Raw genomic sequence first — 20,254 nt, 5'->3', positions numbered from 1 at the left:
TTTGTGGGCGCGAGGGTCGCGGGGCTGGCGCGCGGCCCCCCCCCCCCCGCCCCCCCCCCGACCCACCACCGAACCCAGGGCGCCACGCGCACCCCCACCGAACCCGCACAGGCGCCGCAGGCATCCGCACCCGCACCCGCACCCGCACCCGCACCCGCACCCGCACCCGCACCACAACGTACCGACACCGCACCCGAGAGGCTGACCGACGTGGAAGACGTGCAAGACGTGAACGACGACGACCTCCTCGCACGAGCCAAGGCATGGCTGGCCGAGGACCCCGACGCGGACACCCGCGCGGAGCTCGCCCGCCTCATCGAGGCCGGAACCCACGCCGGGAACCACGCCGAGCTCACCGCACGCTTCTCCGGCACCCTCCAGTTCGGCACCGCCGGCCTCCGCGGCGAACTGGGCGCCGGCCCGATGCGCATGAACCGCTCGGTCGTCATCCGTGCCGCCGCCGGCCTCGCCGCGTACCTGAAGAAGCAGGGGACCCCCCACGGGGACGGCACGGCCGGCCTGGTCGTCGTCGGCTACGACGCCCGCCACAAGTCGGAGGACTTCGCCCGCGACACCGCCGCGGTGATGACGGGTGCCGGCCTCAGGGCGGCCGTACTCCCCCGCCCCCTCCCCACCCCCGTGCTCGCCTTCGCGATCCGGCACCTCGGCGCCGTGGCCGGCGTGGAGGTCACCGCCAGCCACAACCCGCCCCGCGACAACGGCTACAAGGTGTACCTCGGCGACGGCTCCCAGATCGTGCCCCCCGCCGACGCCGAGATCGCCGCGGAGATCGACGCCGTACGCTCCCTCCACGACGTCCCCCGCCCCGAATCCGGCTGGCAGACCCTCGGCGACGACGTCCTCGACGCCTACCTCACCCGCACGGACGCCGTCCTCGCCCCCGGCTCCCCCCGCACCGCCCGCACGGTCTACACCGCGATGCACGGCGTCGGCAGGGACACCCTCCTCGCCGCCTTCGACCGGGCCGGCTTCCCGCCGCCGGTCGTCGTCACCGAGCAGGCCGACCCCGACCCGGACTTCCCCACCGTCGCCTTCCCCAACCCGGAAGAGCCCGGCGCGATGGACCTCGCCTTCGCCAGGGCCCGCGAGACCGCCCCCGACCTGGTCATCGCCAACGACCCGGACGCGGACCGCCTGGCCGTCGCCGTACCCGACCCCGCGGACCCGGCCGGCTGGCGCATGCTCCGGGGCGACGAGGTCGGCGCCCTGCTCGCCGCCCACCTGGTCACCCGCGGAGCACACGGCACGTTCGCGGAGTCGATCGTGTCGTCCTCCCTCCTCGGCCGCATCGCCGCGAAGGCGAACGTCCCCCACGTCGAGACCCTGACCGGCTTCAAGTGGATCGCCCGCGTGGAGAACATCCGCTACGGCTACGAGGAGGCCCTGGGTTACTGCGTCGACCCGGAGGGCGTCCGCGACAAGGACGGCATCACCGCGGCCCTCCTGATCACGGAGCTGGCCTCGACTCTCAAGGAAGCGGACCGCACCCTCCTGGACCTCCTCGACGACATCGCCGTGGAGCACGGCCTGCACGCCACCGACCAGCTCTCGGTCCGCGTGGAGGATCTCTCCCTCATCGCCGCCGCGATGCACCGCCTGCGCGAACAGCCCCCGACGGGCCTCGCCGGCCTGCCCGTCACGAAGGCGGAGGACCTCACCCGGGGCACGGACACGCTGCCGCCCACGGACGGCCTGCGCTACACGCTCGACGGCGCCCGGGTGATCGTCCGCCCGAGCGGCACCGAGCCCAAGCTGAAGTGCTACCTGGAGGTGGTCGTCCCGGTCGCCACGCACGCCGGTCTCCCGGCGGCCCGGGCGAGGGCGACGGACCTGCTGACGGGACTCAAGCGCGACCTGTCGGCGGCAGCCGGCATCTGACGAGACCGGGGGCCCGCAAGGGCCCCCGGACGACACTCACCCGATGCCCCGGACTCTCACCCGATCCCGAGCAGCACCGCCAGCGCCACCGCCCCGACCACCACGGGCACGACGATCTCGTAGGCCCACCGCACCGTCACCTCGCCCTTGGAGCTCGCGGCGTCCTTCCGCGCCTCCCACAGCTCGCGCAGCTCGTCCATGACCTTGTCGCCCTGGGCCCGCACCGGCCCGTCCGCCTCGACGGCGGCGGAGGCCGGCCCGTCGAACCGCGAGCCGGGCTGACCCGCGCCCCCGAGCATCCCACCGCGCCTGCGGCCACCACCGGCACCACCGGCGACCCGCCGGTCCTCCCGCCGCGCGGCCTTCTTGCGCCCCCGCAGCGAGACGGGAATGGACCACAGCTGGTACTTGTCGCCGCCGTCGGCGAAGACCTCGTTGGAGTAGGCGGACCGGAACGACTCGACCTGCCCCCAGGGGAGCACGATCACGCGGAACGGATTGCGCACCCGCAGCCGGTCTTCGTTCGCGAAGACGGCGGGCCGCACGGTGTAGGCGGCGACGAGCGGCACGAGGAAGAGCAGCACCGCGAGCGCCTTCCAGCGGGTGTTCCCCTCGCCCACGACCAGGGCGTCGATACCGAGCCACAGCGCGAGGGCGAGCACCAGCACGCCTCCGGCGATGCCTGCGGGCGAGCGGTAGATCCGGTCCTTGGACACGGGTTCCGTCGGCTGCGGCGAGGGCGACTGGGGCTCCGGGGTCGTCATGCAGCCGATTGTGCCCGACGCCCGGGCGGAGCTTCACAGGCGGTGCCGTTCCACCGAACCCGCGTCCGGGGCTGTACAGACCGCTACGCGCGTAGATATGCTCACCTGGTGACCATGCCCACCACTGCACCCGCCGCACAGGGACCCACGAACGGCCCCGCACACGGACTCGCCGACGTCACCGCGTCCGACAGCACGCTGCGCCGCTTCCTCCACGGGCTGCCCGGCGTCGACACGGTCGGCCTGGAGGCGCGCGCCGCCTCCCTCGGCACCCGTTCCATCAAGACCACCGCGAAGGCGTACGCCCTCGACCTCGCCATCTCGATGGTCGACCTGACGACGCTGGAAGGCGCGGACACCCCGGGCAAGGTCCGGGCGCTCGGCGCGAAGGCGGTCCGCCCCGACCCGAGCGACCGCACGGCCCCCGCCACCGCCGCCGTCTGCGTGTACCCCGACATGGTGCCCACCGCGAAGGAGGCCGTCGCCGGCTCCGGCGTGAAGGTCGCCTCGGTGGCCACCGCCTTCCCGGCCGGCCGCGCCTCACTGGCCGTCAAGCTGGCCGACGTGCGCGAGGCCGTGGCGGCGGGCGCCGACGAGGTCGACATGGTCATCGACCGCGGCGCGTTCCTCGCCGGGCACTACATGAAGGTGTACGACGAGATCACCGCCGTGCGCGAGGCCTGCGGCACGGATGCCCGCCTGAAGGTCATCTTCGAGACCGGCGAGCTGTCGACGTACGACAACATCCGCCGCGCGAGCTGGCTCGGCATGCTGGCCGGGGCGGACTTCATCAAGACCTCCACCGGCAAGGTCGCGGTCAACGCCACGCCCGCCAACACGCTCCTCATGCTGGAGGCGGTCCGCGACTTCCGCGCGCAGACCGGCGTCCAGGTCGGCGTGAAGCCGGCCGGCGGCATCCGCACCGCGAAGGACGCGATCAAGTTCCTGGTCCTGGTCAACGAGACGGCGGGCGAGGACTGGCTGGACAACCACTGGTTCCGCTTCGGTGCCTCCTCGCTGCTGAACGACCTGCTGATGCAGCGCCAGAAGCTGGCCACAGGCCGTTACTCCGGCCCCGACTACGTGACGGTGGACTGATCACCATGGCATCTGCATCCGCATCCGCATTCGAGTACGCACCGGCGCCCGAGTCCCGCGCGGTCGTCGACATCGCCCCCTCGTACGGCCTGTTCATCGACGGCGAGTTCACCGACGCGGCCGACGGCAAGGTCTTCAAGACCGTCTCGCCGTCCACGGAGGAGGTCCTCTCCGAGGTCGCCGAGGCCGGGGAGGCGGACGTCGACCGCGCGGTGAAGGCGGCCCGCAAGGCCTTCGAGAAATGGTCGGCGCTGCCCGGCGCGGAGCGCGCGAAGTACCTCTTCCGCATCGCCCGCGTCATCCAGGAGCGCAGCCGTGAGCTCGCGGTCCTGGAGACCCTGGACAACGGAAAGCCGATCAAGGAGACGCGGGACGCCGACCTCCCCCTGGCCGCCGCGCACTTCTTCTACTACGCGGGCTGGGCCGACAAGCTCGACCACGCCGGCTACGGCGCGAACCCGCGCCCGCTGGGCGTCGCGGGCCAGGTCATCCCGTGGAACTTCCCGCTCCTGATGCTGGCCTGGAAGATCGCCCCGGCGCTCGCGACCGGCAACACGGTGGTCCTCAAGCCCGCCGAGACCACCCCCCTGTCCGCCCTGTTCTTCGCGGACATCTGCCGTCAGGCCGGCCTGCCCAAGGGCGTCGTCAACATCATCACCGGTGACGGCCGCGCCGGCGCCGCGCTGACCGCCCACCCCGACGTGAACAAGGTGGCCTTCACCGGCTCCACGGCCGTCGGCAAGCAGATCGCGCGCACGGTCGCGGGCACCCGCAAGAAGCTCACCCTGGAGCTGGGCGGCAAGGGCGCCAACATCGTCTTCGACGACGCCCCGATCGACCAGGCCGTCGAGGGCGTCGTCAGCGGCATCTTCTTCAACCAGGGCCAGGTCTGCTGCGCGGGCAGCCGCCTGCTGGTGCAGGAGTCGATCCACGACGAGCTGCTCGACTCCCTCAAGCGCAGGCTCACCACCCTCCGCCTGGGCGACCCGCTGGACAAGAACACCGACATCGGCGCGATCAACTCCGCCGAGCAGCTGGCCCGGATCACCGCCCTCGCCGACCAGGGTGAGGCGGAGGGCGCCGAACGCTGGTCCCCGGCCTGCGAACTCCCGGAGAACGGCTACTGGTTCGCCCCGACGCTCTTCACGAACGTCACCCAGGCGCACACCGTCGCCCGCGACGAGATCTTCGGCCCGGTCCTGTCCGTGCTGACGTTCCGGACGCCGGACGAGGCGGTCGCCAAGGCCAACAACACCCCGTACGGCCTGTCGGCCGGCATCTGGACGGAGAAGGGCTCGCGCATCCTGGCGGTCGCGAACAAGCTCCGCGCGGGAGTGATCTGGTCCAACACGTTCAACAAGTTCGACCCGACCTCGCCGTTCGGCGGTTACAAGGAGTCGGGCTTCGGCCGCGAGGGCGGCCGCCACGGCCTGGAGGCGTACCTCGATGTCTGATGCACGACTGTCGGTGTTCAAGACCTACAAGCTGTACGTCGGCGGGAAGTTCCCGCGTTCCGAGAGCGGCCGGGTGTACGAGGTGAGCGACACGAAGGGCAAGTGGCTGGCGAACGCCCCCCTCTCCTCCCGCAAGGACGCCCGTGACGCGGTGGTCGCCGCGCGCAAGGCGTTCGGCGGCTGGTCCGGGGCGACGGCGTACAACCGCGGCCAGATCCTCTACCGCGTCGCCGAGATGCTGGAGGGCCGCCGCGACCAGTACGTCGCGGAGGTCGCCGACGCCGAGGGCCTGTCGAAGTCGAAGGCGGCGGCGCAGGTCGACGCCGCGATCGACCGCTGGGTCTGGTACGCGGGGTGGACCGACAAGATCGCCCAGGTGGTCGGCGGCGGCAACCCGGTCGCGGGCCCCTTCTTCAACCTGTCCTCCCCGGAGCCGACCGGCGTCGTCGCCGTCCTGGCCCCGCAGAAGTCGTCCTTCCTGGGCCTGGTCTCGGTGATCGCCCCGGTCATCGCGACGGGCAACACGGCGGTCGTGATCGCGTCGGAGAAGTCCCCGCTCCCCGCCCTCTCCCTGGGCGAGGTCCTGGCCACCTCCGACCTCCCCGGCGGCGTGGTCAACATCCTCTCCGGCCGCACGGCGGAGATCGCCACCCCGCTCGCCTCCCACCAGGACGTCAACGCGATCGACCTCGCGGGCGCCGACGAGGAGCTGGCCAAGGAGCTGGAGATCGCGGCGGCGGACAACCTCAAGCGCGTCCTGCGTCCACAGCCTGTGGACGACGCCGACTGGTCGGCGACGCCGGGCACCGACCGCATGACGGCGTTCCTGGAGACGAAGACCGTCTGGCACCCGACGGGCGCACTGGGCGCCTCGGGTTCGTCGTACTGACCGACTCCCCGTCCTCACCGTCACTCGGCGCCACCCGCCCCGCCGACAGGGCCGCGGCTCCGCTCCGTCCGGAGGAGCCGCGGCCCGCCAGGTCACTCACTCACCGGAGCACGGCCGCAGCTCCGGTTTGCTCGGCGGCGTCTTCCTTCCGGTCAGCGGGGACAGGTCCTTCATGTACATCTCGGACCACTCGTCTCCGGCCAGGACCTCCTGGAGTCCCGAGCACACCTTGCTCTTCAGCAGAGGCTTGCCCTTCGGCAGCGCCACCCCGTACGGTTCCGAGCCCGCGCCGCTGGGGAGCAGTTTCAGGTTCTTCGGATCGTCGTTGGCGTACCCGGCGAGAAGCACGTCGTCCGAGGCGACCGCGTACACCGCTGACTGCTCGTCCAGCAGCCTGTCCACGCACTCCTTGTAGGAATCGGGCTGCCACTTCCCTGTGGTGTAGCCCTCCGTCTGCAACCTGTTCGCGTACGTGGAATCCCGTGCGGTGCACACCTGGACGTGCTGCGTCTTCACGTCGGCTGCGCTGTTGAGGTCGTGGTTCACTGAGTGCCTGCGGACGAGGAGGCTGCTGCCGGCCTTGTAGTAGGGGCCGACGAAGTTGATGTTGTCCTTCTTCTCGCGTTCAGCGGTCATGCTGTACGAGGCGATGACCAGGTCCACGTCCCCGTTCGCCAACTTGCTCGCCCGGTTCCCCGTGGTCACCGGGTAGAAATCGACGTGGTCCCGGTCGTAGCCCAGCTTTCCGGCGAGGGCATGGGCGATGTCGATGTCGAATCCGCTCCACACGCCCGCCTTGTCGCGGAAGCTCAGTCCGGGCTGGTCGCTCTTGGCACCGATGGTCAGCCGCTCGTTCTCGCTCCTCCACTGCTCCCACGCCTTCTCCGTGCCCCCCTCGGCGGCTCCCCCGCCCCGCTCCCCCGCCGCGTCGTCCTGCTTGTCCCCCGAGCCGCTCTGCGACAGGAGCCAGCCTCCTCCGGCGAGCAGAGCGGCGCACACCACGACCGCCGCCGCCTTCCAGCCCCGGAAGCCACCGCGGTCTCCGCCCCCCGCCTTCGGCGACGGCTCGGGAAGAGCGGCCTCGGACGGCGACGTGTCGAGTACCCGTACGGCCTCCGCCGGCGTGGGCCGTGGGGCGGGCGGCGCGGACCGGACCGTGGGTACGGGGGCGGGGGCCGGAGTGGCAGGCCTGGCCGGGGTCGGCGGGGCCGGATCCGCGAGGACCTCCCGGAGCATCGCCTCCGCCGTGGCCGCGTCCGGGCGGCTGTCCGGGTCCGTGACCAACAGCGCCTGGACGACGGGACCGAGAGGGCCGGCGTACCGGAGGACGGGCTCGGGCGACTGCTGGATGTTCGCCTGCACCTCCCAGACCTCGCTGCCGCCGAAGGGCAGGCGTCCCTCGACCATCTCGTACAGGGTGACGCCCAGCGCCCACAGGTCGGAGGCGGACGTGGGGCCTGGGGAGGCGGGGGCGAAGAGTTCGGGCGCGAGGTAGGGGGGTGTGCCGATGACGCCGCCGTGCCGGGTGACCCGGTCCGCGCCCTCGAAGGTGGCGATGCCGAAGTCCACCAGGACCACCTGGCCGCCGTCCCGCACCAGTACGTTGCCCGGCTTGACGTCGCGGTGCAGGACCGACGCCTCGTGCACCGCCCGCAGGCCCTGGGCCATCTGGAGACCGATCTCCGCGGCCCTGGGCACGCCGAGGACCCGGTCACGGCTCAACAAGTCGGCCAGCGACTGCCCTTCGAGCAGTTTCATCACGATCCAGACCTGGTCGGCGGTCTCGATCCGGTCGTGGACCGTCACCACGTTCTGGTGCTCGATCTTGGCCAGCGCCTCCGCCTCCCGGCGGGCCCGCTGCATGGCCGCCTTCTGCGTGTCCGCGGTCATGGCCCGGTGGTCGAGCAGCCCCTTCACGGCGACGAGCCGGCGCAGCCGCCGGTCGTGGGCCTTCCAGACCTCGCCCATCCCGCCACTGCCGATGGGCTCCAGCAGCTCGTAACGGCCGTCGATCACCGTGTGGGGGGCGGGGGGACGATCCTCGGGATGCCCGTCGGCTCCGCCGCCGGCCCCGTTGATTCCATCGTCGTTGTGCACTCGGCCCCCTAGCACCACTTGCGCGAAACGTGAGTCACCACAGATTAGACGGCCGCCCCGCAAAGCCCCCGCGACGAACGGACAGGGCGAACCACCCCGACGGAAACGGGCCGCGACCCCCGCTCGGAGGGATCGCGGCCCGACGTGCGCGAAACCGCGTCAGCGCAGCAGCCCCGTCACCTCCCCCACCACCGGCACGGAACCCAGGGACTGCGCCTGCGCGACCGGCCCCGTCAGGGCCGTGGACGTCAGCGGCTGGAAGTCGGCGACCTTGGTGCCGACGCCGTTGTCCAGCGGGTCGACGCCGGTGCCGGCCAGCGGGTTGGGCTTGAGGTCGGCGACCGGGCCGGTGACGTAGCCGACGGTGCCGGTCACGGCCGCCAGGCCCGCCTGCGGGTCGATGCTGCCCAGCGAGGTGGGGCGGGTGTGGGCCAGGCCGGCGATCGTTTCGCCGCCGTCCGCCGCGGAGGCCGTGGCCGCGCCTGCGCCGAGGGCGACTCCGGCAGTCGCGAGGAGGACCAGGGCGCGCTGGGCGGCGGGTGTGCGGGGGGACGCGTGTCGGGCCATCGGTGAGCCACCTCTTGGTGTGGATTGCTACGGACTGCCCTGACAACAGTGCGCACCGTGATGAGGTCACCGCACAGCGCGACCGAGATGTGATGCGCGCGGCAAAGTCCGCCCGCGGGGTCGTACGACGGCCGTTCGATGCCTCAGACTGGTCTCCCGTGAGCTCCCATCCGCCCATACCGACGCGAGTCGTGCTGCTCTGCGGCCCTTCCGGCTCCGGCAAGTCCCTCCTCGCCGCGCACTCCGGTCTCCCGGTGCTGCGCCTCGACGACTTCTACAAGGAGGGCACCGACCCGACGCTGCCGACGGTGCCCCAGAGCTCCGACATCGACTGGGACCACCCTGCGTCGTGGGACGCGGACGCGGCGGTCGCCGCCATCGGGGAGTTGTGCCGCACGGGCCGTACCGACGTGCCGGTCTACGACCTCTCGCTCAGTGCCCGCACCGGCGAGGACACGGTCGACATCGGGCGGACGCCACTGTTCCTGGCGGAGGGCATCTTCGCCGCGGAACTGGTGGGGCGCTGCCGGGAGCTGGGCGTCCTGGCCGACGCGCTGTGCCTGAGCCGGGGCCCGCTGACGACCTTCCGCCGCCGGTTCCTGCGGGATCTGCGCGAGGGCCGCAAGTCGGTGCCGTTCCTGCTGCGCAGGGGCTGGCGGCTGATGCGGCAGGAGCGGTCGGTCATCGCCCGGCAGACGGCCCTGGGCGCCCACGCCTGCGACCGGGACGAGGCGATGGGCCGCCTGGCCGCCGCGGCGGCCGGCCGGTGCGCCACCAGCCGTACGACGGTGTGACACCTGCCCCCTGCACGCGGAAGCGGGACTGGACGGACCCCCCGGCCCTCCAGTCCCGCTCCCTTTCCACTCCCCCGTGGATCCCCCGTGATCCCCGTGTCCCCCGTGGTGCTTCCCCGTGAGTTAGAGCCCGGGTCCCGCCCCCTGATACACCCCGGCCCGAATTTTTTTTCACGGGGCCCCGCCCCCTGCCCTCAGGCGACCAGTTCGCCGAAGGCGTCCTCACGGTCACGGCCGAAGCTGAGGACCTCGTCCTCGCGCAGCCGGCGGAGCGACCGCCAGATGCTGGACTTCACCGTGCCGACGCTGATGTCGAGGATGTCCGCGATCTCCGGGTCCGTGCGGCCCTCGTAGTAGCGCAGGACCAGCATGGTGCGCTGGAGTTCGGGCAGCCGGGCGAGCGCCTGCCACAGGACCGTGCGCAGTTCGGTGCCGCGCATCGCGTCCATGTCGCCGGGCGTCTCCGGCAGTTCCTCGGTCGGGTACTCGTTGAGCTTGCGGCGCCGCCAGGCGCTGATGTGCAGGTTGGTCATGGTGCGGCGGAGGTATCCGCCGACCGCCGCCTTGTCACTGATCCGGTCCCACGCCCGGTAGGTCGAGAACAGCGCGCTCTGCAGCAGGTCCTCGGCCTCGAAGCGGTCCCCGGTCAGGTGGTAGGCGGTCGCGTACAGGGAGGAGCGGCGCTCCTGCACGTAGGCGGTGAACTCCGCCTCCGACAGTGACGTGCGCTCCCCCTGCGCCTCCCCGTACGCGGTTCCCCCGTGCGTCTCCCCCCGGTCCCCCGTGTTCCCCGTTTCCCCCGTGCGGGCGTCGACCACCGTCATGTACGCGGTGTGCTGACGCCCGGTGCCGCGAGCGCACCCCCGCCCGCTCACGGCACCGGACTTCTCGGAACCCCGGTGTGCGTGCACGTCGTGCAGACGCGTGACCACTGCGCTGGTGTTGGTGCCCTTCAGCGTGTTCATCTCGCGCCCCCCGTCGTGGACTTCCGGTGTTCGGTCTGGTGCTGCGACTTGCCGTGTTGCGACTTGCCGTCTTGCTTGTGACGAAAAGCTTGCCCCGGCGACTTCATGGCCGTGTCCGCCGACTGTCACAGAGCTGTCACAGGGGTCCGTCACGGTCGCACCACCGTTCCTTCACAGGGTCCGGCGGCGTGGTCGGACCCCATCCGCACCCACAGGTCGAACACCCACCCCCTCATGGGCCAGAATGAGCACGTGCCTTCCCTGTTGCTGATCGAGGACGACGACGCCATCCGCACGGCCCTGGAGCTCTCCCTGACCCGCCAGGGCCACCGGGTGGCCACCGCTGCCAGTGGTGAGGACGGTCTGAAGCTGTTGCGCGAGCAGCGGCCGGACCTGATCGTGCTGGACGTGATGCTGCCCGGCATCGACGGTTTCGAGGTGTGCCGTCGCATCCGGCGCACCGACCAGCTGCCGATCATCCTGCTGACCGCGCGCAACGACGACATCGACGTGGTCGTCGGTCTCGAGTCGGGCGCGGACGACTACGTGGTCAAACCCGTCCAGGGCCGGGTCCTCGACGCCCGGATCCGGGCCGTGCTGCGGCGCGGGGAGCGGGAGTCCACCGACTCGGCGAGCTTCGGCAGCCTGGTCATCGACCGCTCCGCGATGACCGTGACGAAGAACGGCGAGGACCTCCAGCTGACGCCGACCGAGCTGCGGCTGCTGCTCGAGCTGAGCCGGCGGCCGGGACAGGCGCTGTCCCGGCAGCAGTTGCTGCGGCTGGTGTGGGAGCACGACTACCTCGGTGACTCCCGGCTGGTGGACGCGTGCGTCCAGCGGCTGCGCGCCAAGGTCGAGGACGTGCCGTCGTCCCCGACCCTGATCCGTACCGTGCGGGGTGTCGGCTACCGGCTGGATCCGCCTCAGTGACCAAGGAGAACCAGGGGGGTGCCCGCGGTCTGGCCGCGGCTCGCAAGGGAGTCTGGTCCGGGCTGCGCTTCACCAGCCTGCGCCTGCGGCTGGTCCTCGTCTTCGGGCTCGTGGCGCTCACCGCCGCCGTGTCGGCGTCCGGCATCGCGTACTGGCTGAACCGGGAGGCGGTGCTCACCCGTACCCAGGACGCCGTGCTGCGCGACTTCGGCCAGGAGATGCAGAACCGGGCGGGCGCGCTGCCCGAGCACCCCACGCAGGACGAGGTGCAGCACACCGCGGGGCAGATGGCCAACAGCAGCCAGCGGTTCGGCGTGCTGCTGGTCGCCGAGGGCGCCGACGGCGACGCCGTGTACGGCAGTTCCGGCGGCCTGGGCGGCTTCACGCTGTCCGACGTGCCCGAGTCGCTGCGCACGGCGGTGAACAAGGAGCAGAAGCTCACCTCGGCCAACAAGCACCCGTACCACCTGTACTGGCAGCGGATAACCGACGACGACACCCCGTACCTGGTGGCCGGCACGAAGGTGATCGGCGGCGGGCCGACCGGCTACATGCTCAAGTCGCTGGAACCGGAGGCGAAGGACCTGAACTCGCTCGCCTGGTCGCTGGGGATCGCCACCGCGCTCGCCCTGCTCGGCTCCGCGCTGCTCGCCCAGGCCCTGGCGACGACCGTGCTGAAGCCGGTGCACCGGCTCGGGGTCGCGGCGCGGCGCCTGGGCGAGGGGAAGCTGGACACCCGGCTGCGGGTGTCCGGCACCGACGAACTGGCCGATCTGTCCCGCACCTTCAACAACGCCGCCGAGAACCTGGAGAAGCGGGTCGCGGACATGGCGGGCCGGGAGCAGGCCTCCCGGCGCTTCGTCGCGGACATGAGCCACGAGCTGCGTACGCCGCTGACGGCGCTCACCGCGGTGACGGAGGTGCTGGAGGAGGAGCTGGAGTACGCGGGCGAGGCAGAGGGCGAGGGCGGGAGTTTCGACCCGATGGTCGAGCCGGCCGTACGGCTGGTGGTGAGCGAGACGCGGCGGCTGAACGACCTGGTGGAGAACCTGATGGAGGTGACCCGCTTCGACGCGGGCACCGCCCGTCTCGTCCTGGACGACGTCGACGTGGCCGACCAGATCACCGCCTGCATCGACGCCCGTGCCTGGCTGGACGCCGTCGACCTGGACGCCGAGCGCGGCATCCACGCCCGGCTCGACCCGCGCCGTCTGGACGTCATCCTCGCCAACCTGATCGGCAACGCGCTCAAGCACGGCGGATCGCCGGTCAGGGTGTCCGTGGCGCGGGCGGACGACGAGATCGTCATCCGGGTGCGGGACAACGGCCCCGGCATCCCCGAGGACGTCCTGCCGCACGTCTTCGACCGCTTCTACAAGGCGAGCGCCTCCCGGCCGCGTTCCGAGGGCAGCGGGCTCGGCCTGTCCATCGCCCTGGAGAACGCGCACATCCACGGCGGCGAGATCACCGCCGAGAACGCCCCGGAGGGCGGCGCGGTGTTCACGCTGCGGCTGCCGCAAGACCCGTCCCCGCCCGCCGACGAGGACCGCGCGGCCGACGAGGGAACCGAGGACCGGGGCAAGGACGCGAAGGGACAGGTCTGATGACCGTACGCCGTCTGCCGGCCCTCTGCGGGCTCCCGGTACTGGCCGTGCTGCTGGCCGGGTGCGGCATCCGCGCCACCGAGGTGCCGACGGACTACGGCCCCGCGCCCTCGCGGGTGCGCTGCTCGCTCGCCGAGCCGGACGTGTCGACGCGGGCCACGCCCGGACTGCCGGCGCAGGTCTTCCTGCTGTGCGGCTCGTCGCTGGTGGCCGTGGACCGCACGGTGCGGGCGCCGGACGGCGCGTCGGACTCTGGGCGGCGCGTGCTGGTGGCCCAGGGGCTGCTGAACGAGCTGGCGGAGCAGCCGTCGCCCGCGGAGAAGGAGGCCGGGTACACGTCGGACGTGCGCCGCGGGATCACGGTGACCGGACCGCGCTCCGGCGATCCCGAGGACACGCTGCGGCTGAGCACGGATCCCGACGACCTCACCTCGTACGCCCTCGCCCAGGTCGTGTGCACCTTCTCCGACTCCGCCGCGGCCGAGGGCGACGGGTCCGTGATCCTGGCCGGCCCCGCAGACCGGTCCGCCCGCCGCTACACCTGCACGGACGAGGTCCGGTCCCGGCCCGGCAGCAACGAGCCGCCGGCCGACGAGGTCGCGGGGGGCTGAGGGGCCGCGGCGCCCGTACGGGGCGGCGGGAGCCGTACGGGCCGCGGAGGCCGTACGGAGCCATGTGGCGCAAGCCTCACCCTTGCGTGTGAGGGACCGGAACCGTGCGCGGCGCGGGCCGCGTCTAGGGGGACGTGCAGCGTCATGGGTTCCTCGGCGGCAGCGTCGCGCTCCGCATCCGTGTGACAGGAAGCGTTCTCCTCGTCGCGCATCTCGCGTTCGTCGCCTGGTACGCGCTGCGACCGCTGGACGTTCCCTGGGTGCTGCCTCCCAACCTGGAGCCCTTCGCCGGGATCCGTGCCGACCTGGCGCTGGGCGGGCCCGAGGCCGCGCGCTCGCTCGGGGGCGGGCTGGCGCTGCTGGCGCCGCTGGGCGTCCTGCTGCCGTTGGCCGGCGGGCGGCTGCACGTCTCGCCGCTGGCGTCCCTGCTGCGCACCACGGCCGCGGCCGCCCTGCTGTCGGTGGGCATCGAGCTGCTGCAGACCGGGGTGCCCGGTCAGGTCGTCGACATCGACTCGGTGCTGCTGAACACGGTGGGCGTTGCCCTGGCGCACCTCGCCGTCGTCCCCGCGGGCCGGGCCCGGCTCCGCCGCCGGTACCGGTACGGCGAGCGGGAGGACGTACCCCAGGAGGAGCCCGCTCAGGGTCGGACCCCGACGATTCCCAGGGTCGGCATCGCCCCGTAGAGCGACGCTTTGTTCCGTTCGTCTCCGTAGCGTGGAGGGCAGATGAAGGGGAAGCCGGAGGGCAGCCCCACCCACACGCTCACGAAGGAGCCGCGATGTCCAGCCTCGCCCGCCCCACCCACGGCCGCATGATCGGCGGAGTGTGCGCCGCGCTGGCCCGGCGCTTCGGCACCTCGGCCGGCACGATGCGGGTGATCTTCCTGGTCTCCTGCCTGCTGCCCGGTCCGCAGTTCCTGCTCTACCTGGCCCTGTGGATCCTGCTCCCGTCCGAGGAGAAGGCCGCCCGCACGGCCTGGTGACGACGTACCTCCCCTCTGGTACGCCGATGGGGCGCACCCGGTCTCCGGGTGCGCCCCATCGGCGTGTGCGGGGAAGGCGGGGTCAGCCGCCGATCGGGAGGCCGTTGACCGGCAGCCCCTGGGTGGGCAGGCCCTTCAGCGGCACTCCGCCGAGCAGCTTGGCGACCGGCTCGGTCGGGCCCTCGGCGAGCTGTTCGGCGACCACCTGCTCGACGACCGGCTGCGCGGCGGTCAGGCCGGTGCCGGAGATCCTGCGGCCCTGCTCCAGCACGTTGCCCGCGCCGGGCGCGACCTGGGAGACGGTCTCCGCGGGGAGGGTGCGGGCGACGGAGTCCACCGTCTGCGCGGTGTCGGGGAGCCCGGGGGCCGCGGTGGCCGCCCCGGCGCCGGCGGCGGCGAAGGCGGCACCGAGGGCGGCGACACCGAGGGTCTTGGCAGCAGACTGCTTCATGGAAATGCGTCCTCGTAATGGGGTGACGGGGATGTGAGCGGTGCTCGACCGTAAACACGCCTCACCCCGGTGGGCAAACATCGAAATGCGGACGGATTGTGAAAGCCGGTCCGCGCATCCGTATTACCGTCCCCTCCCGATCAGCCCTCGTCCTCCGCATCACCGCTGGTGGAAGCGGTCTGCTGGAACAGCCATTCGGACTTCAGCTCCGCATATCCGGGCTTGATGACGTCATTGATCATGGCCAGTCGTTCATCGAAAGGAATGAACGCTGATTTCATCGCATTGACGGAGAACCACTGCATGTCGTCGAGCGTGTAACCGAACGCCTCGACAAGGTGCTCGAATTCGCGGCTCATGCTGGTGTGGGACATCAGCCGGTTGTCCGTGTTGACGGTGGCCCGGAAGTGCAGTCGGCGCAGCAGCCCGATGGGGTGCCCGGCGTAGGAGTCGGCGGCGCCCGTCTGGAGGTTGGAGCTGGGGCACAGCTCCAGCGGGATGCGCTTGTCCCGGACGTAGGAGGCGAGCCGTCCGAGCTTGACCGAGCCGTCCTCGTGGACCTGGATGTCGTCGATGATGCGCACCCCGTGCCCGAGCCGGTCGGCGCCGCACCACTGCAGGGCCTGCCAGATGGAGGGGAGCCCGAAGGCCTCGCCGGCGTGGATGGTGAAGTGGTTGTTCTCCCGCTTCAGGTACTCGAAGGCGTCCAGGTGCCGGGTGGGCGGGTAGCCGGCCTCGGCGCCCGCGATGTCGAAGCCGACGACGCCGAGGTCTCGGTAGCGGTTGGCCAGTTCGGCGATCTCCAGGGAGCGGGCGGCGTGCCGCATGGCGGTGAGCAGGGCGCCGACCCGGATGCGGCGGCCGTTCCCCCGCGCGCGCCGCTCCCCTTCCCGGAAGCCTTCGTTGACGGCCTCGACGACCTCTTCGAGGGTCAGCCCCTTCTCCAGGTGCTGCTCGGGCGCGTACCGCACCTCGGCGTAGACGACTCCGTCCTCGGCGAGGTCCTCGGCGCACTCGGCGGCGACCCGGACCAGGGCGTCGCGGGTCTGCATGACGCCGACGGTGTGGGAGAAGGTCTCCAGGTACCGCTCCAGGGACCCGGAGTCGGCGGCCTGCCGGAACCAGGTGCCGAGCAGGTCGGCGTCGGTCTCGGGAAGGCCCTCGTAGCCCGTCTCGCGGGCGAGCTCGACGACCGTGCCGGGACGCAGCCCGCCGTCGAGGTGGTCGTGCAGGAGAACCTTGGGCGCCCGGCGGATCCGGTCGGGCGACGGTGTCTTCGAGACGGTCGCGGTGCCCGTCGCGCTGTTCGCCGCGGCGCTCTTCTCGGTGCTCTGGCTCGTCATTTCCGCACTCTAACTCCTACGCGCGTAGAACACCGGGCGAACGCACGGACCCGCACGGACGCGCGGTGCCCGCGCTGACGGCCGGAGCCGGCACGGCCGCGGACGGTGTACGGACTCCCCGATATGTAACGGTGACCGCGCGGACGGGTTCCGTACACCCGGTCTTCTGAGAATCTGCTCCCATGGCACAGCAAGCGACGCCGGTCCGTCGGGCCCGGCTGGGGCGGACGCTCGGTCCGGAGGGGACGGCGGTGAGCGGTGTGGTGCTGCTGCTCCCCGGGGGCGACGAGGTCTCCGACCGCAGGCCCTCCGCGCTGCTCGCGGCCGCGTCCGTACGCGCGTTGGGGCGCAGACTGGCACGGGCGGGCCGGGAGGAGGGGCTGGCGACGCATGTCGTGCACTACCGCTACCGCGGCTGGAACGGCGCCGAGGCGCACCTCGCCCGGGACGCCGAATGGGCCGCGGAGGAGGCGGTACGGCGCTACGGCGACGTTCCCCTGTGCCTGCTCGGCACCGGCATGGGCGGCCGGGCGGCGCTGCGCGCGGCCGGGCACGAGGCCGTCAACTCGGTGCTGGCGATCGCTCCCTGGCTGCCGGAGGACGACGTGGCCGCGACACCCGAACCGGTGAAGCAGCTCGCCGGGCGGCAGGTGCTGATCGTGCACGGCACGAACGACGGGCGCAGCGACCCGGAGTTGTCGTTCCGGCTGGCCTCCCGGGCGAAGAAGGCGAACCGCTCCGTGTGCCGGTTCGAGGTGCACTCCGACGGCCACGGGCTGCGCCAGTACCGGGACGAAGTCGCCGCCCTGGCGGAGGACTTCGTGATGGGTGCGCTGTTCGGGCAGTCCTTCTCGCGTCCGGTGGAGGACGCCCTGGCCGCGCCCCCGCCGCTGGGGCTGCGCATGCCGCTGGCGGCGGGGTTCGGGAAGTCGTTGCGGCGGTAGGCCGGCGGGGGCTCTCCCGCACCCGGGCGCTCCCGGGGCCGCGGTCAGCCCGCCGGGTACAGGCAGAACTCGTTGCCTTCGGGATCGGCCAGCACGAGGTGGTCCGGATGCCGGGTCCGGACGGTCGCGCCGAGGGCGGTGAGCCGGCGGAGCTCCGCCTGGGGGTCCGCGGTCCGCAGGTCCAGGTGCACGCGGTTCTTCGCGCTCCGGGGTTCCGGTACGAGCTGGAACCACAGCCGGGGCCCGGCGCCGTCCGGTTCGACGAGCACGGTGGGATCGTCCTCGGTGCTGGTGATCCCCAGGGAGCGCAGCCGTTCCAACTCCGCCTCGTCGTAGGGCGCGACGGCGTAGTCGTCGAGGGCGGCGGCCCAGAAGCGGGCGGTGGACGCGGGGCGGGCGCAGTCGAAGACGATGTCGTGGAGTCGGGCCATCCGGCCATGGTCCTCGCGCGGGCCGGGCGGCGCCATGTGCCGGCCGGGAGTGGCCGCCGTCAGGACGGCAGGAGGCCGCCCCGCCTCGACAGCAGGAACTTCTTGAACGCCGCGACGGGTGGTGTGTCCGTGCGGCCCGCCAGCCAGGCCACGCCGATCTCGCGGGCGGCGCGCGGGGCCGTGACGGTCAGTTCGACCACGCCGGGGCGGGGCACGGCGGGCGGCGGCAGCAGGGCGACGCCGAGTCCCGCGGCGACCAGGCCGCGCAGCGTCTCCGCCTCCTCGCCCTCGAAGGCGACCCGGGGCCGGAAACCGGCCTCCTTGCACAGGGCGTCGGTGATGCGGCGCAGGCCGTAGCCGGGCTCCAGGGTCACGAAGATCTCGTCGGCGGCCTCGGCGAGGCGGATGCGCCTGCGTCCGGCCAGGGTGTGGTCGGCGGGGACGACCAGGCGCAGCTTCTGCTCGTCGAGGCGGCGGGCGACCAGATCGGGGGCGTCCGGGACCGGGGAGGTCAGGCACAGGTCCAGCTCCCCGGCGCGCAGCCGCTCAAGCATGGCCTCGCCGTAGTTCTGCACGAGGCTGAAGCGGACGCGGGGGTGGTCGGCGCGGAAGGCGTGCAGCAGTCCGGGGACGGTCTCGGCGCCCATGGTGTGCAGGAAGCCGAAGGCGACCTTGCCGGTGGCCGGGTCGGCGTCGGCGCGGACCTCGTCGGCGGCCCGCTCGACCTCGGCGAGGGCGCGTTCGACGGAGCCGAGGAAGGTCCGCCCGGCGACGGTCAGCGCGAGGGTGCGGCCGCGGCGCACGAACAGGTCGACGCCGAGGTCCTCCTCCAGGCGGACGAGGGCGCGCGAGAGGGTGGACTGGGGGACGTTCATCTCCTGGGCGGCGCGGGTGACGTGCTCGGTGCGGGCCACGCCGGCGAAGTGCGCCAGGCGGGGCGCGAGCAGCGCGACGATGTCTTCTGTGTCACCGGACAGTGACATGCGGGGCCGTGAGCTCTGCTGATGCGCCATGGGAACGATTATGGCCATTCCATGCATTGGACGGATGAGTAAGGGGCTTCGTACGTTCGTGGCATGACTCCCGCCGATACCGGGGCGTCCACCAGCGTGGACGCCGCGCCCGCAGTCTCCGCTCCCGACGTCGCCGACGTTCCCGAGACGCCCGACTCGCGCATGGCGCCGGGCGGCCCCGGCTACCGCCGGATGAGTCTCGCGCTGTTCCTGGCGGGCATCGCGACCTTCGCGCTCCTCTACTCCACCCAGGCCCTGCTGCCGCTGATCTCGGGCGACCTGGGCGTCACGGCGGGCGACGCGAGCTGGACGGTGGCCGCAGCGACCGGTGGCCTCGCGGTGTTCGTGCTCCCGATGAGCGCGCTGTCGGAGCGGTTCGGACGGCGTACGGTCATGACGGCCTCGCTGGCGGTCGCGGTGACCGTCGGGCTGCTGGTGCCCTTCGCCCCGTCGCTGCCGGCGCTGGTCGCGCTGCGGGCGGTGCAGGGCGCGGCGCTGGCCGGGCTGCCGGCCTCGGCGACGGCGTACCTCGCGGAGGAGGTGCGGCCGCGGGCGCTGGTCACCGCGATCGGCCTGTTCGTGGCGGGCAACAGCGTGGGCGGCATGAGCGGCCGGGTCATCACCGGCTGGGTCGCCCAGGAGTGGGGCTGGCGGGTCGCCGTCGGGGTCGTCGGCCTGGTCGCGGTGGCGTGCGCGGTGGCCTTCCGGCTGCTGCTGCCGGCGCCGCGGCACTTCACGCCCGGCTCGCTGCGCCCGCGGGTCCTGGTCCGCACGGTGCGCGACCACCTCGCCAACCCGCTGCTGCGCCGCCTGTACGCGATCGGCGCGCTGTTCATGACGGTGTTCGGCGGCGTCTACACGGTGATCGGCTACCGGCTGACGGAGTCGCCCTTCTCCCTCCCACAGGGCCTGATCGGCTCGATCTTCCTGGTCTACCTGGTCGGTACGGTCTCGGCGTCGACGGCGGGCCGGCTGGTGGGCCGCCTCGGCCGCCGCGGGGCGCTGTACCTCGGCGCCGGTACGACGGCGGCGGGCCTGCTGCTGTCCCTGGCACCGTCGCTGCCGCTGGTCCTGCTGGGCCTGGTACTGATCACGGCGGGCTTCTTCGCCGGTCACGCGGTGGCCTCCTCGGCGGTCGGCAAGACCGCCCGGCACGGCCGCGCCCAGGCCTCGGCGCTCTACCAGTCCGCCTACTACGTCGGCTCCAGCGCGGGCAGCACGGTCGGCGCGGTGGCCTTCCACTCCGGCGGCTGGGCCGGGACGGTCGCGGTGGGGGTGCTCGCGGTGCTGGGCGTCGTGGTGATCACGGTGTCCGGATCGCTGGCCGCCCGCCGGGCCGCGGGCACGCCGGTGAAGGCGCTCGGCCTGTCCCGCTGACCCTTCCGCGCCCCCGCCGCGCCCCCGCTCCGACCTGC

At 72.5% G+C, this 20,254-nt stretch carries 20 protein-coding genes; 12 read left to right on the top strand and 8 right to left on the bottom strand.

All coding sequences use genetic code 11. From position 1 onward, the window contains the following. Nucleotides 1–219: 219 nt before the first annotated feature. Complete coding sequence (locus ACIQFU_RS05235; protein WP_402549263.1) at nucleotides 220–1,899, top strand: phospho-sugar mutase; 1,680 nt, start codon at nucleotides 220–222, stop codon at nucleotides 1,897–1,899. A 56-nt stretch (nucleotides 1,900–1,955) separates the two neighbouring features. Here ACIQFU_RS05235 and ACIQFU_RS05230 read toward each other — a convergent pair whose 3' ends face one another. Further along, complete coding sequence (locus tag ACIQFU_RS05230) at nucleotides 1,956–2,663, bottom strand: PH domain-containing protein (protein WP_402549071.1); 708 nt, start codon at nucleotides 2,661–2,663, stop codon at nucleotides 1,956–1,958. A 114-nt stretch (nucleotides 2,664–2,777) separates the two neighbouring features. On the opposite strand from ACIQFU_RS05230, the gene deoC reads away from it, so the two are divergent. Genes deoC through ACIQFU_RS05215 form a run of 3 tightly spaced genes read left to right on the top strand, consistent with a single transcriptional unit; the run spans nucleotide 2,778 to nucleotide 6,104 of the window. Continuing rightward, nucleotides 2,778–3,761: a deoxyribose-phosphate aldolase gene (deoC, locus tag ACIQFU_RS05225; RefSeq protein ID WP_402549070.1), complete on the top strand. Its 984-nt coding sequence runs from the start codon at nucleotides 2,778–2,780 to the stop codon at nucleotides 3,759–3,761. Nucleotides 3,762–3,766: 5 nt separating this feature from the next. Next, nucleotides 3,767–5,215, top strand: coding sequence for an aldehyde dehydrogenase family protein (locus tag ACIQFU_RS05220; RefSeq protein WP_402549069.1), 1,449 nt, complete (start codon nucleotides 3,767–3,769; stop codon nucleotides 5,213–5,215). After that, complete coding sequence (locus ACIQFU_RS05215) at nucleotides 5,208–6,104, top strand: aldehyde dehydrogenase family protein (protein WP_402549068.1); 897 nt, start codon at nucleotides 5,208–5,210, stop codon at nucleotides 6,102–6,104. Before ACIQFU_RS05220 ends, ACIQFU_RS05215 begins: the two co-directional genes overlap by 8 nt. 96 nt (nucleotides 6,105–6,200) lie before the next feature. On the opposite strand, the gene ACIQFU_RS05210 is transcribed toward ACIQFU_RS05215, so the two are convergent. Both ACIQFU_RS05210 and ACIQFU_RS05205 read right to left on the bottom strand, forming a co-directional pair. Then, the gene (locus ACIQFU_RS05210) at nucleotides 6,201–8,201 is read right to left on the bottom strand and encodes a bifunctional serine/threonine-protein kinase/glutamate ABC transporter substrate-binding protein (RefSeq protein ID WP_402549067.1); all 2,001 of its coding nucleotides are present in this window, start codon (nucleotides 8,199–8,201) and stop codon (nucleotides 6,201–6,203) included. Between the two features lie 159 nt (nucleotides 8,202–8,360). Then, nucleotides 8,361–8,768, bottom strand: coding sequence for a hypothetical protein (locus ACIQFU_RS05205; RefSeq protein WP_402549065.1), 408 nt, complete (start codon nucleotides 8,766–8,768; stop codon nucleotides 8,361–8,363). A 191-nt stretch (nucleotides 8,769–8,959) separates the two neighbouring features. Here ACIQFU_RS05205 and ACIQFU_RS05200 point away from each other — a divergent pair, with 191 nt between their 5' ends. Beyond that, on the top strand, nucleotides 8,960–9,562 hold the full coding sequence (locus ACIQFU_RS05200; RefSeq protein ID WP_402549261.1) for a uridine kinase: 603 nt from the start codon (nucleotides 8,960–8,962) through the stop codon (nucleotides 9,560–9,562). A 194-nt stretch (nucleotides 9,563–9,756) separates the two neighbouring features. On the opposite strand, the gene ACIQFU_RS05195 is transcribed toward ACIQFU_RS05200, so the two are convergent. Continuing rightward, a complete protein-coding gene (locus tag ACIQFU_RS05195) occupies nucleotides 9,757–10,527 on the bottom strand; it encodes a SigE family RNA polymerase sigma factor (protein WP_402549063.1) in 771 nt (256 codons plus the stop codon). Between the two features lie 252 nt (nucleotides 10,528–10,779). Between ACIQFU_RS05195 and afsQ1 the strand changes: the two genes are divergently transcribed. From afsQ1 to ACIQFU_RS05170, 5 genes are all read left to right on the top strand, one after another. Then, nucleotides 10,780–11,457 carry a two-component system response regulator AfsQ1 gene (afsQ1, locus tag ACIQFU_RS05190; RefSeq protein WP_003974066.1) on the top strand — a complete coding sequence of 226 codons (678 nt, stop codon included), beginning with the start codon at nucleotides 10,780–10,782 and terminating at the stop codon, nucleotides 11,455–11,457. Next, on the top strand, nucleotides 11,454–13,061 hold the full coding sequence (gene afsQ2, locus ACIQFU_RS05185) for a two-component system sensor histidine kinase AfsQ2 (RefSeq protein WP_402549062.1): 1,608 nt from the start codon (nucleotides 11,454–11,456) through the stop codon (nucleotides 13,059–13,061). Before afsQ1 ends, afsQ2 begins: the two co-directional genes overlap by 4 nt. After that, a complete protein-coding gene (locus ACIQFU_RS05180; protein WP_402549061.1) occupies nucleotides 13,061–13,672 on the top strand; it encodes a hypothetical protein in 612 nt (203 codons plus the stop codon). Before afsQ2 ends, ACIQFU_RS05180 begins: the two co-directional genes overlap by 1 nt. A 134-nt stretch (nucleotides 13,673–13,806) precedes the next feature. Beyond that, nucleotides 13,807–14,358, top strand: coding sequence for a VanZ family protein (locus ACIQFU_RS05175; protein WP_402549060.1), 552 nt, complete (start codon nucleotides 13,807–13,809; stop codon nucleotides 14,356–14,358). Between the two features lie 95 nt (nucleotides 14,359–14,453). After that, the gene (locus tag ACIQFU_RS05170) at nucleotides 14,454–14,657 is read left to right on the top strand and encodes a PspC domain-containing protein (protein WP_003974070.1); all 204 of its coding nucleotides are present in this window, start codon (nucleotides 14,454–14,456) and stop codon (nucleotides 14,655–14,657) included. Between the two features lie 82 nt (nucleotides 14,658–14,739). Here ACIQFU_RS05170 and ACIQFU_RS05165 read toward each other — a convergent pair whose 3' ends face one another. Both ACIQFU_RS05165 and ACIQFU_RS05160 read right to left on the bottom strand, forming a co-directional pair. Next, nucleotides 14,740–15,108: an ATP-binding protein gene (locus tag ACIQFU_RS05165; protein ID WP_402549058.1), complete on the bottom strand. Its 369-nt coding sequence runs from the start codon at nucleotides 15,106–15,108 to the stop codon at nucleotides 14,740–14,742. A gap of 140 nt (nucleotides 15,109–15,248) precedes the next feature. Next, nucleotides 15,249–16,451: an adenosine deaminase gene (locus tag ACIQFU_RS05160; protein ID WP_402549057.1), complete on the bottom strand. Its 1,203-nt coding sequence runs from the start codon at nucleotides 16,449–16,451 to the stop codon at nucleotides 15,249–15,251. 182 nt (nucleotides 16,452–16,633) lie between these two features. Here ACIQFU_RS05160 and ACIQFU_RS05155 point away from each other — a divergent pair, with 182 nt between their 5' ends. After that, the gene (locus ACIQFU_RS05155; protein ID WP_402549056.1) at nucleotides 16,634–17,395 is read left to right on the top strand and encodes an alpha/beta hydrolase; all 762 of its coding nucleotides are present in this window, start codon (nucleotides 16,634–16,636) and stop codon (nucleotides 17,393–17,395) included. Nucleotides 17,396–17,439: 44 nt separating this feature from the next. On the opposite strand, the gene ACIQFU_RS05150 is transcribed toward ACIQFU_RS05155, so the two are convergent. Both ACIQFU_RS05150 and ACIQFU_RS05145 read right to left on the bottom strand, forming a co-directional pair. Then, the gene (locus tag ACIQFU_RS05150) at nucleotides 17,440–17,826 is read right to left on the bottom strand and encodes a VOC family protein (RefSeq protein ID WP_402549054.1); all 387 of its coding nucleotides are present in this window, start codon (nucleotides 17,824–17,826) and stop codon (nucleotides 17,440–17,442) included. 59 nt (nucleotides 17,827–17,885) lie between these two features. Continuing rightward, nucleotides 17,886–18,839, bottom strand: a complete 954-nt coding sequence (locus tag ACIQFU_RS05145; RefSeq protein ID WP_402549052.1) for a LysR substrate-binding domain-containing protein — start codon at nucleotides 18,837–18,839, stop codon at nucleotides 17,886–17,888. Nucleotides 18,840–18,902: 63 nt separating this feature from the next. Here ACIQFU_RS05145 and ACIQFU_RS05140 point away from each other — a divergent pair, with 63 nt between their 5' ends. Next, nucleotides 18,903–20,216: an MFS transporter gene (locus tag ACIQFU_RS05140; protein ID WP_402549051.1), complete on the top strand. Its 1,314-nt coding sequence runs from the start codon at nucleotides 18,903–18,905 to the stop codon at nucleotides 20,214–20,216. Nucleotides 20,217–20,254: the final 38 nt, after the last annotated feature.

The organism is Streptomyces sp. NPDC093065, from assembly GCF_044754585.1.
GTDB lineage: Bacteria > Actinomycetota > Actinomycetes > Streptomycetales > Streptomycetaceae > Streptomyces.
Note: the sequence above shows the minus strand (reverse complement) of the source record. Positions and strands in the feature narration are given on the sequence as shown.

What these genes read in the sequence shown, in the direction of transcription:
- ACIQFU_RS05160 (WP_402549057.1), bottom strand. Translation starts at nt 16,451, where the DNA reads ATGACGAGCCAGAGCACCGAGAAGAGCGCCGCGGCGAACAGCGCGACG.
- ACIQFU_RS05215 (WP_402549068.1), top strand. Translation starts at nt 5,208, where the DNA reads ATGTCTGATGCACGACTGTCGGTGTTCAAGACCTACAAGCTGTACGTC.
- ACIQFU_RS05195 (WP_402549063.1), bottom strand. Translation starts at nt 10,527, where the DNA reads ATGAACACGCTGAAGGGCACCAACACCAGCGCAGTGGTCACGCGTCTG.
- ACIQFU_RS05180 (WP_402549061.1), top strand. Translation starts at nt 13,061, where the DNA reads ATGACCGTACGCCGTCTGCCGGCCCTCTGCGGGCTCCCGGTACTGGCC.
- ACIQFU_RS05165 (WP_402549058.1), bottom strand. Translation starts at nt 15,108, where the DNA reads ATGAAGCAGTCTGCTGCCAAGACCCTCGGTGTCGCCGCCCTCGGTGCC.
- deoC (WP_402549070.1), top strand. Translation starts at nt 2,778, where the DNA reads ATGCCCACCACTGCACCCGCCGCACAGGGACCCACGAACGGCCCCGCA.
- ACIQFU_RS05230 (WP_402549071.1), bottom strand. Translation starts at nt 2,663, where the DNA reads ATGACGACCCCGGAGCCCCAGTCGCCCTCGCCGCAGCCGACGGAACCC.
- ACIQFU_RS05170 (WP_003974070.1), top strand. Translation starts at nt 14,454, where the DNA reads ATGTCCAGCCTCGCCCGCCCCACCCACGGCCGCATGATCGGCGGAGTG.
- ACIQFU_RS05220 (WP_402549069.1), top strand. Translation starts at nt 3,767, where the DNA reads ATGGCATCTGCATCCGCATCCGCATTCGAGTACGCACCGGCGCCCGAG.
- ACIQFU_RS05145 (WP_402549052.1), bottom strand. Translation starts at nt 18,839, where the DNA reads ATGGCGCATCAGCAGAGCTCACGGCCCCGCATGTCACTGTCCGGTGAC.
- ACIQFU_RS05150 (WP_402549054.1), bottom strand. Translation starts at nt 17,826, where the DNA reads ATGGCCCGACTCCACGACATCGTCTTCGACTGCGCCCGCCCCGCGTCC.
- ACIQFU_RS05205 (WP_402549065.1), bottom strand. Translation starts at nt 8,768, where the DNA reads ATGGCCCGACACGCGTCCCCCCGCACACCCGCCGCCCAGCGCGCCCTG.
- ACIQFU_RS05155 (WP_402549056.1), top strand. Translation starts at nt 16,634, where the DNA reads ATGGCACAGCAAGCGACGCCGGTCCGTCGGGCCCGGCTGGGGCGGACG.
- ACIQFU_RS05140 (WP_402549051.1), top strand. Translation starts at nt 18,903, where the DNA reads ATGACTCCCGCCGATACCGGGGCGTCCACCAGCGTGGACGCCGCGCCC.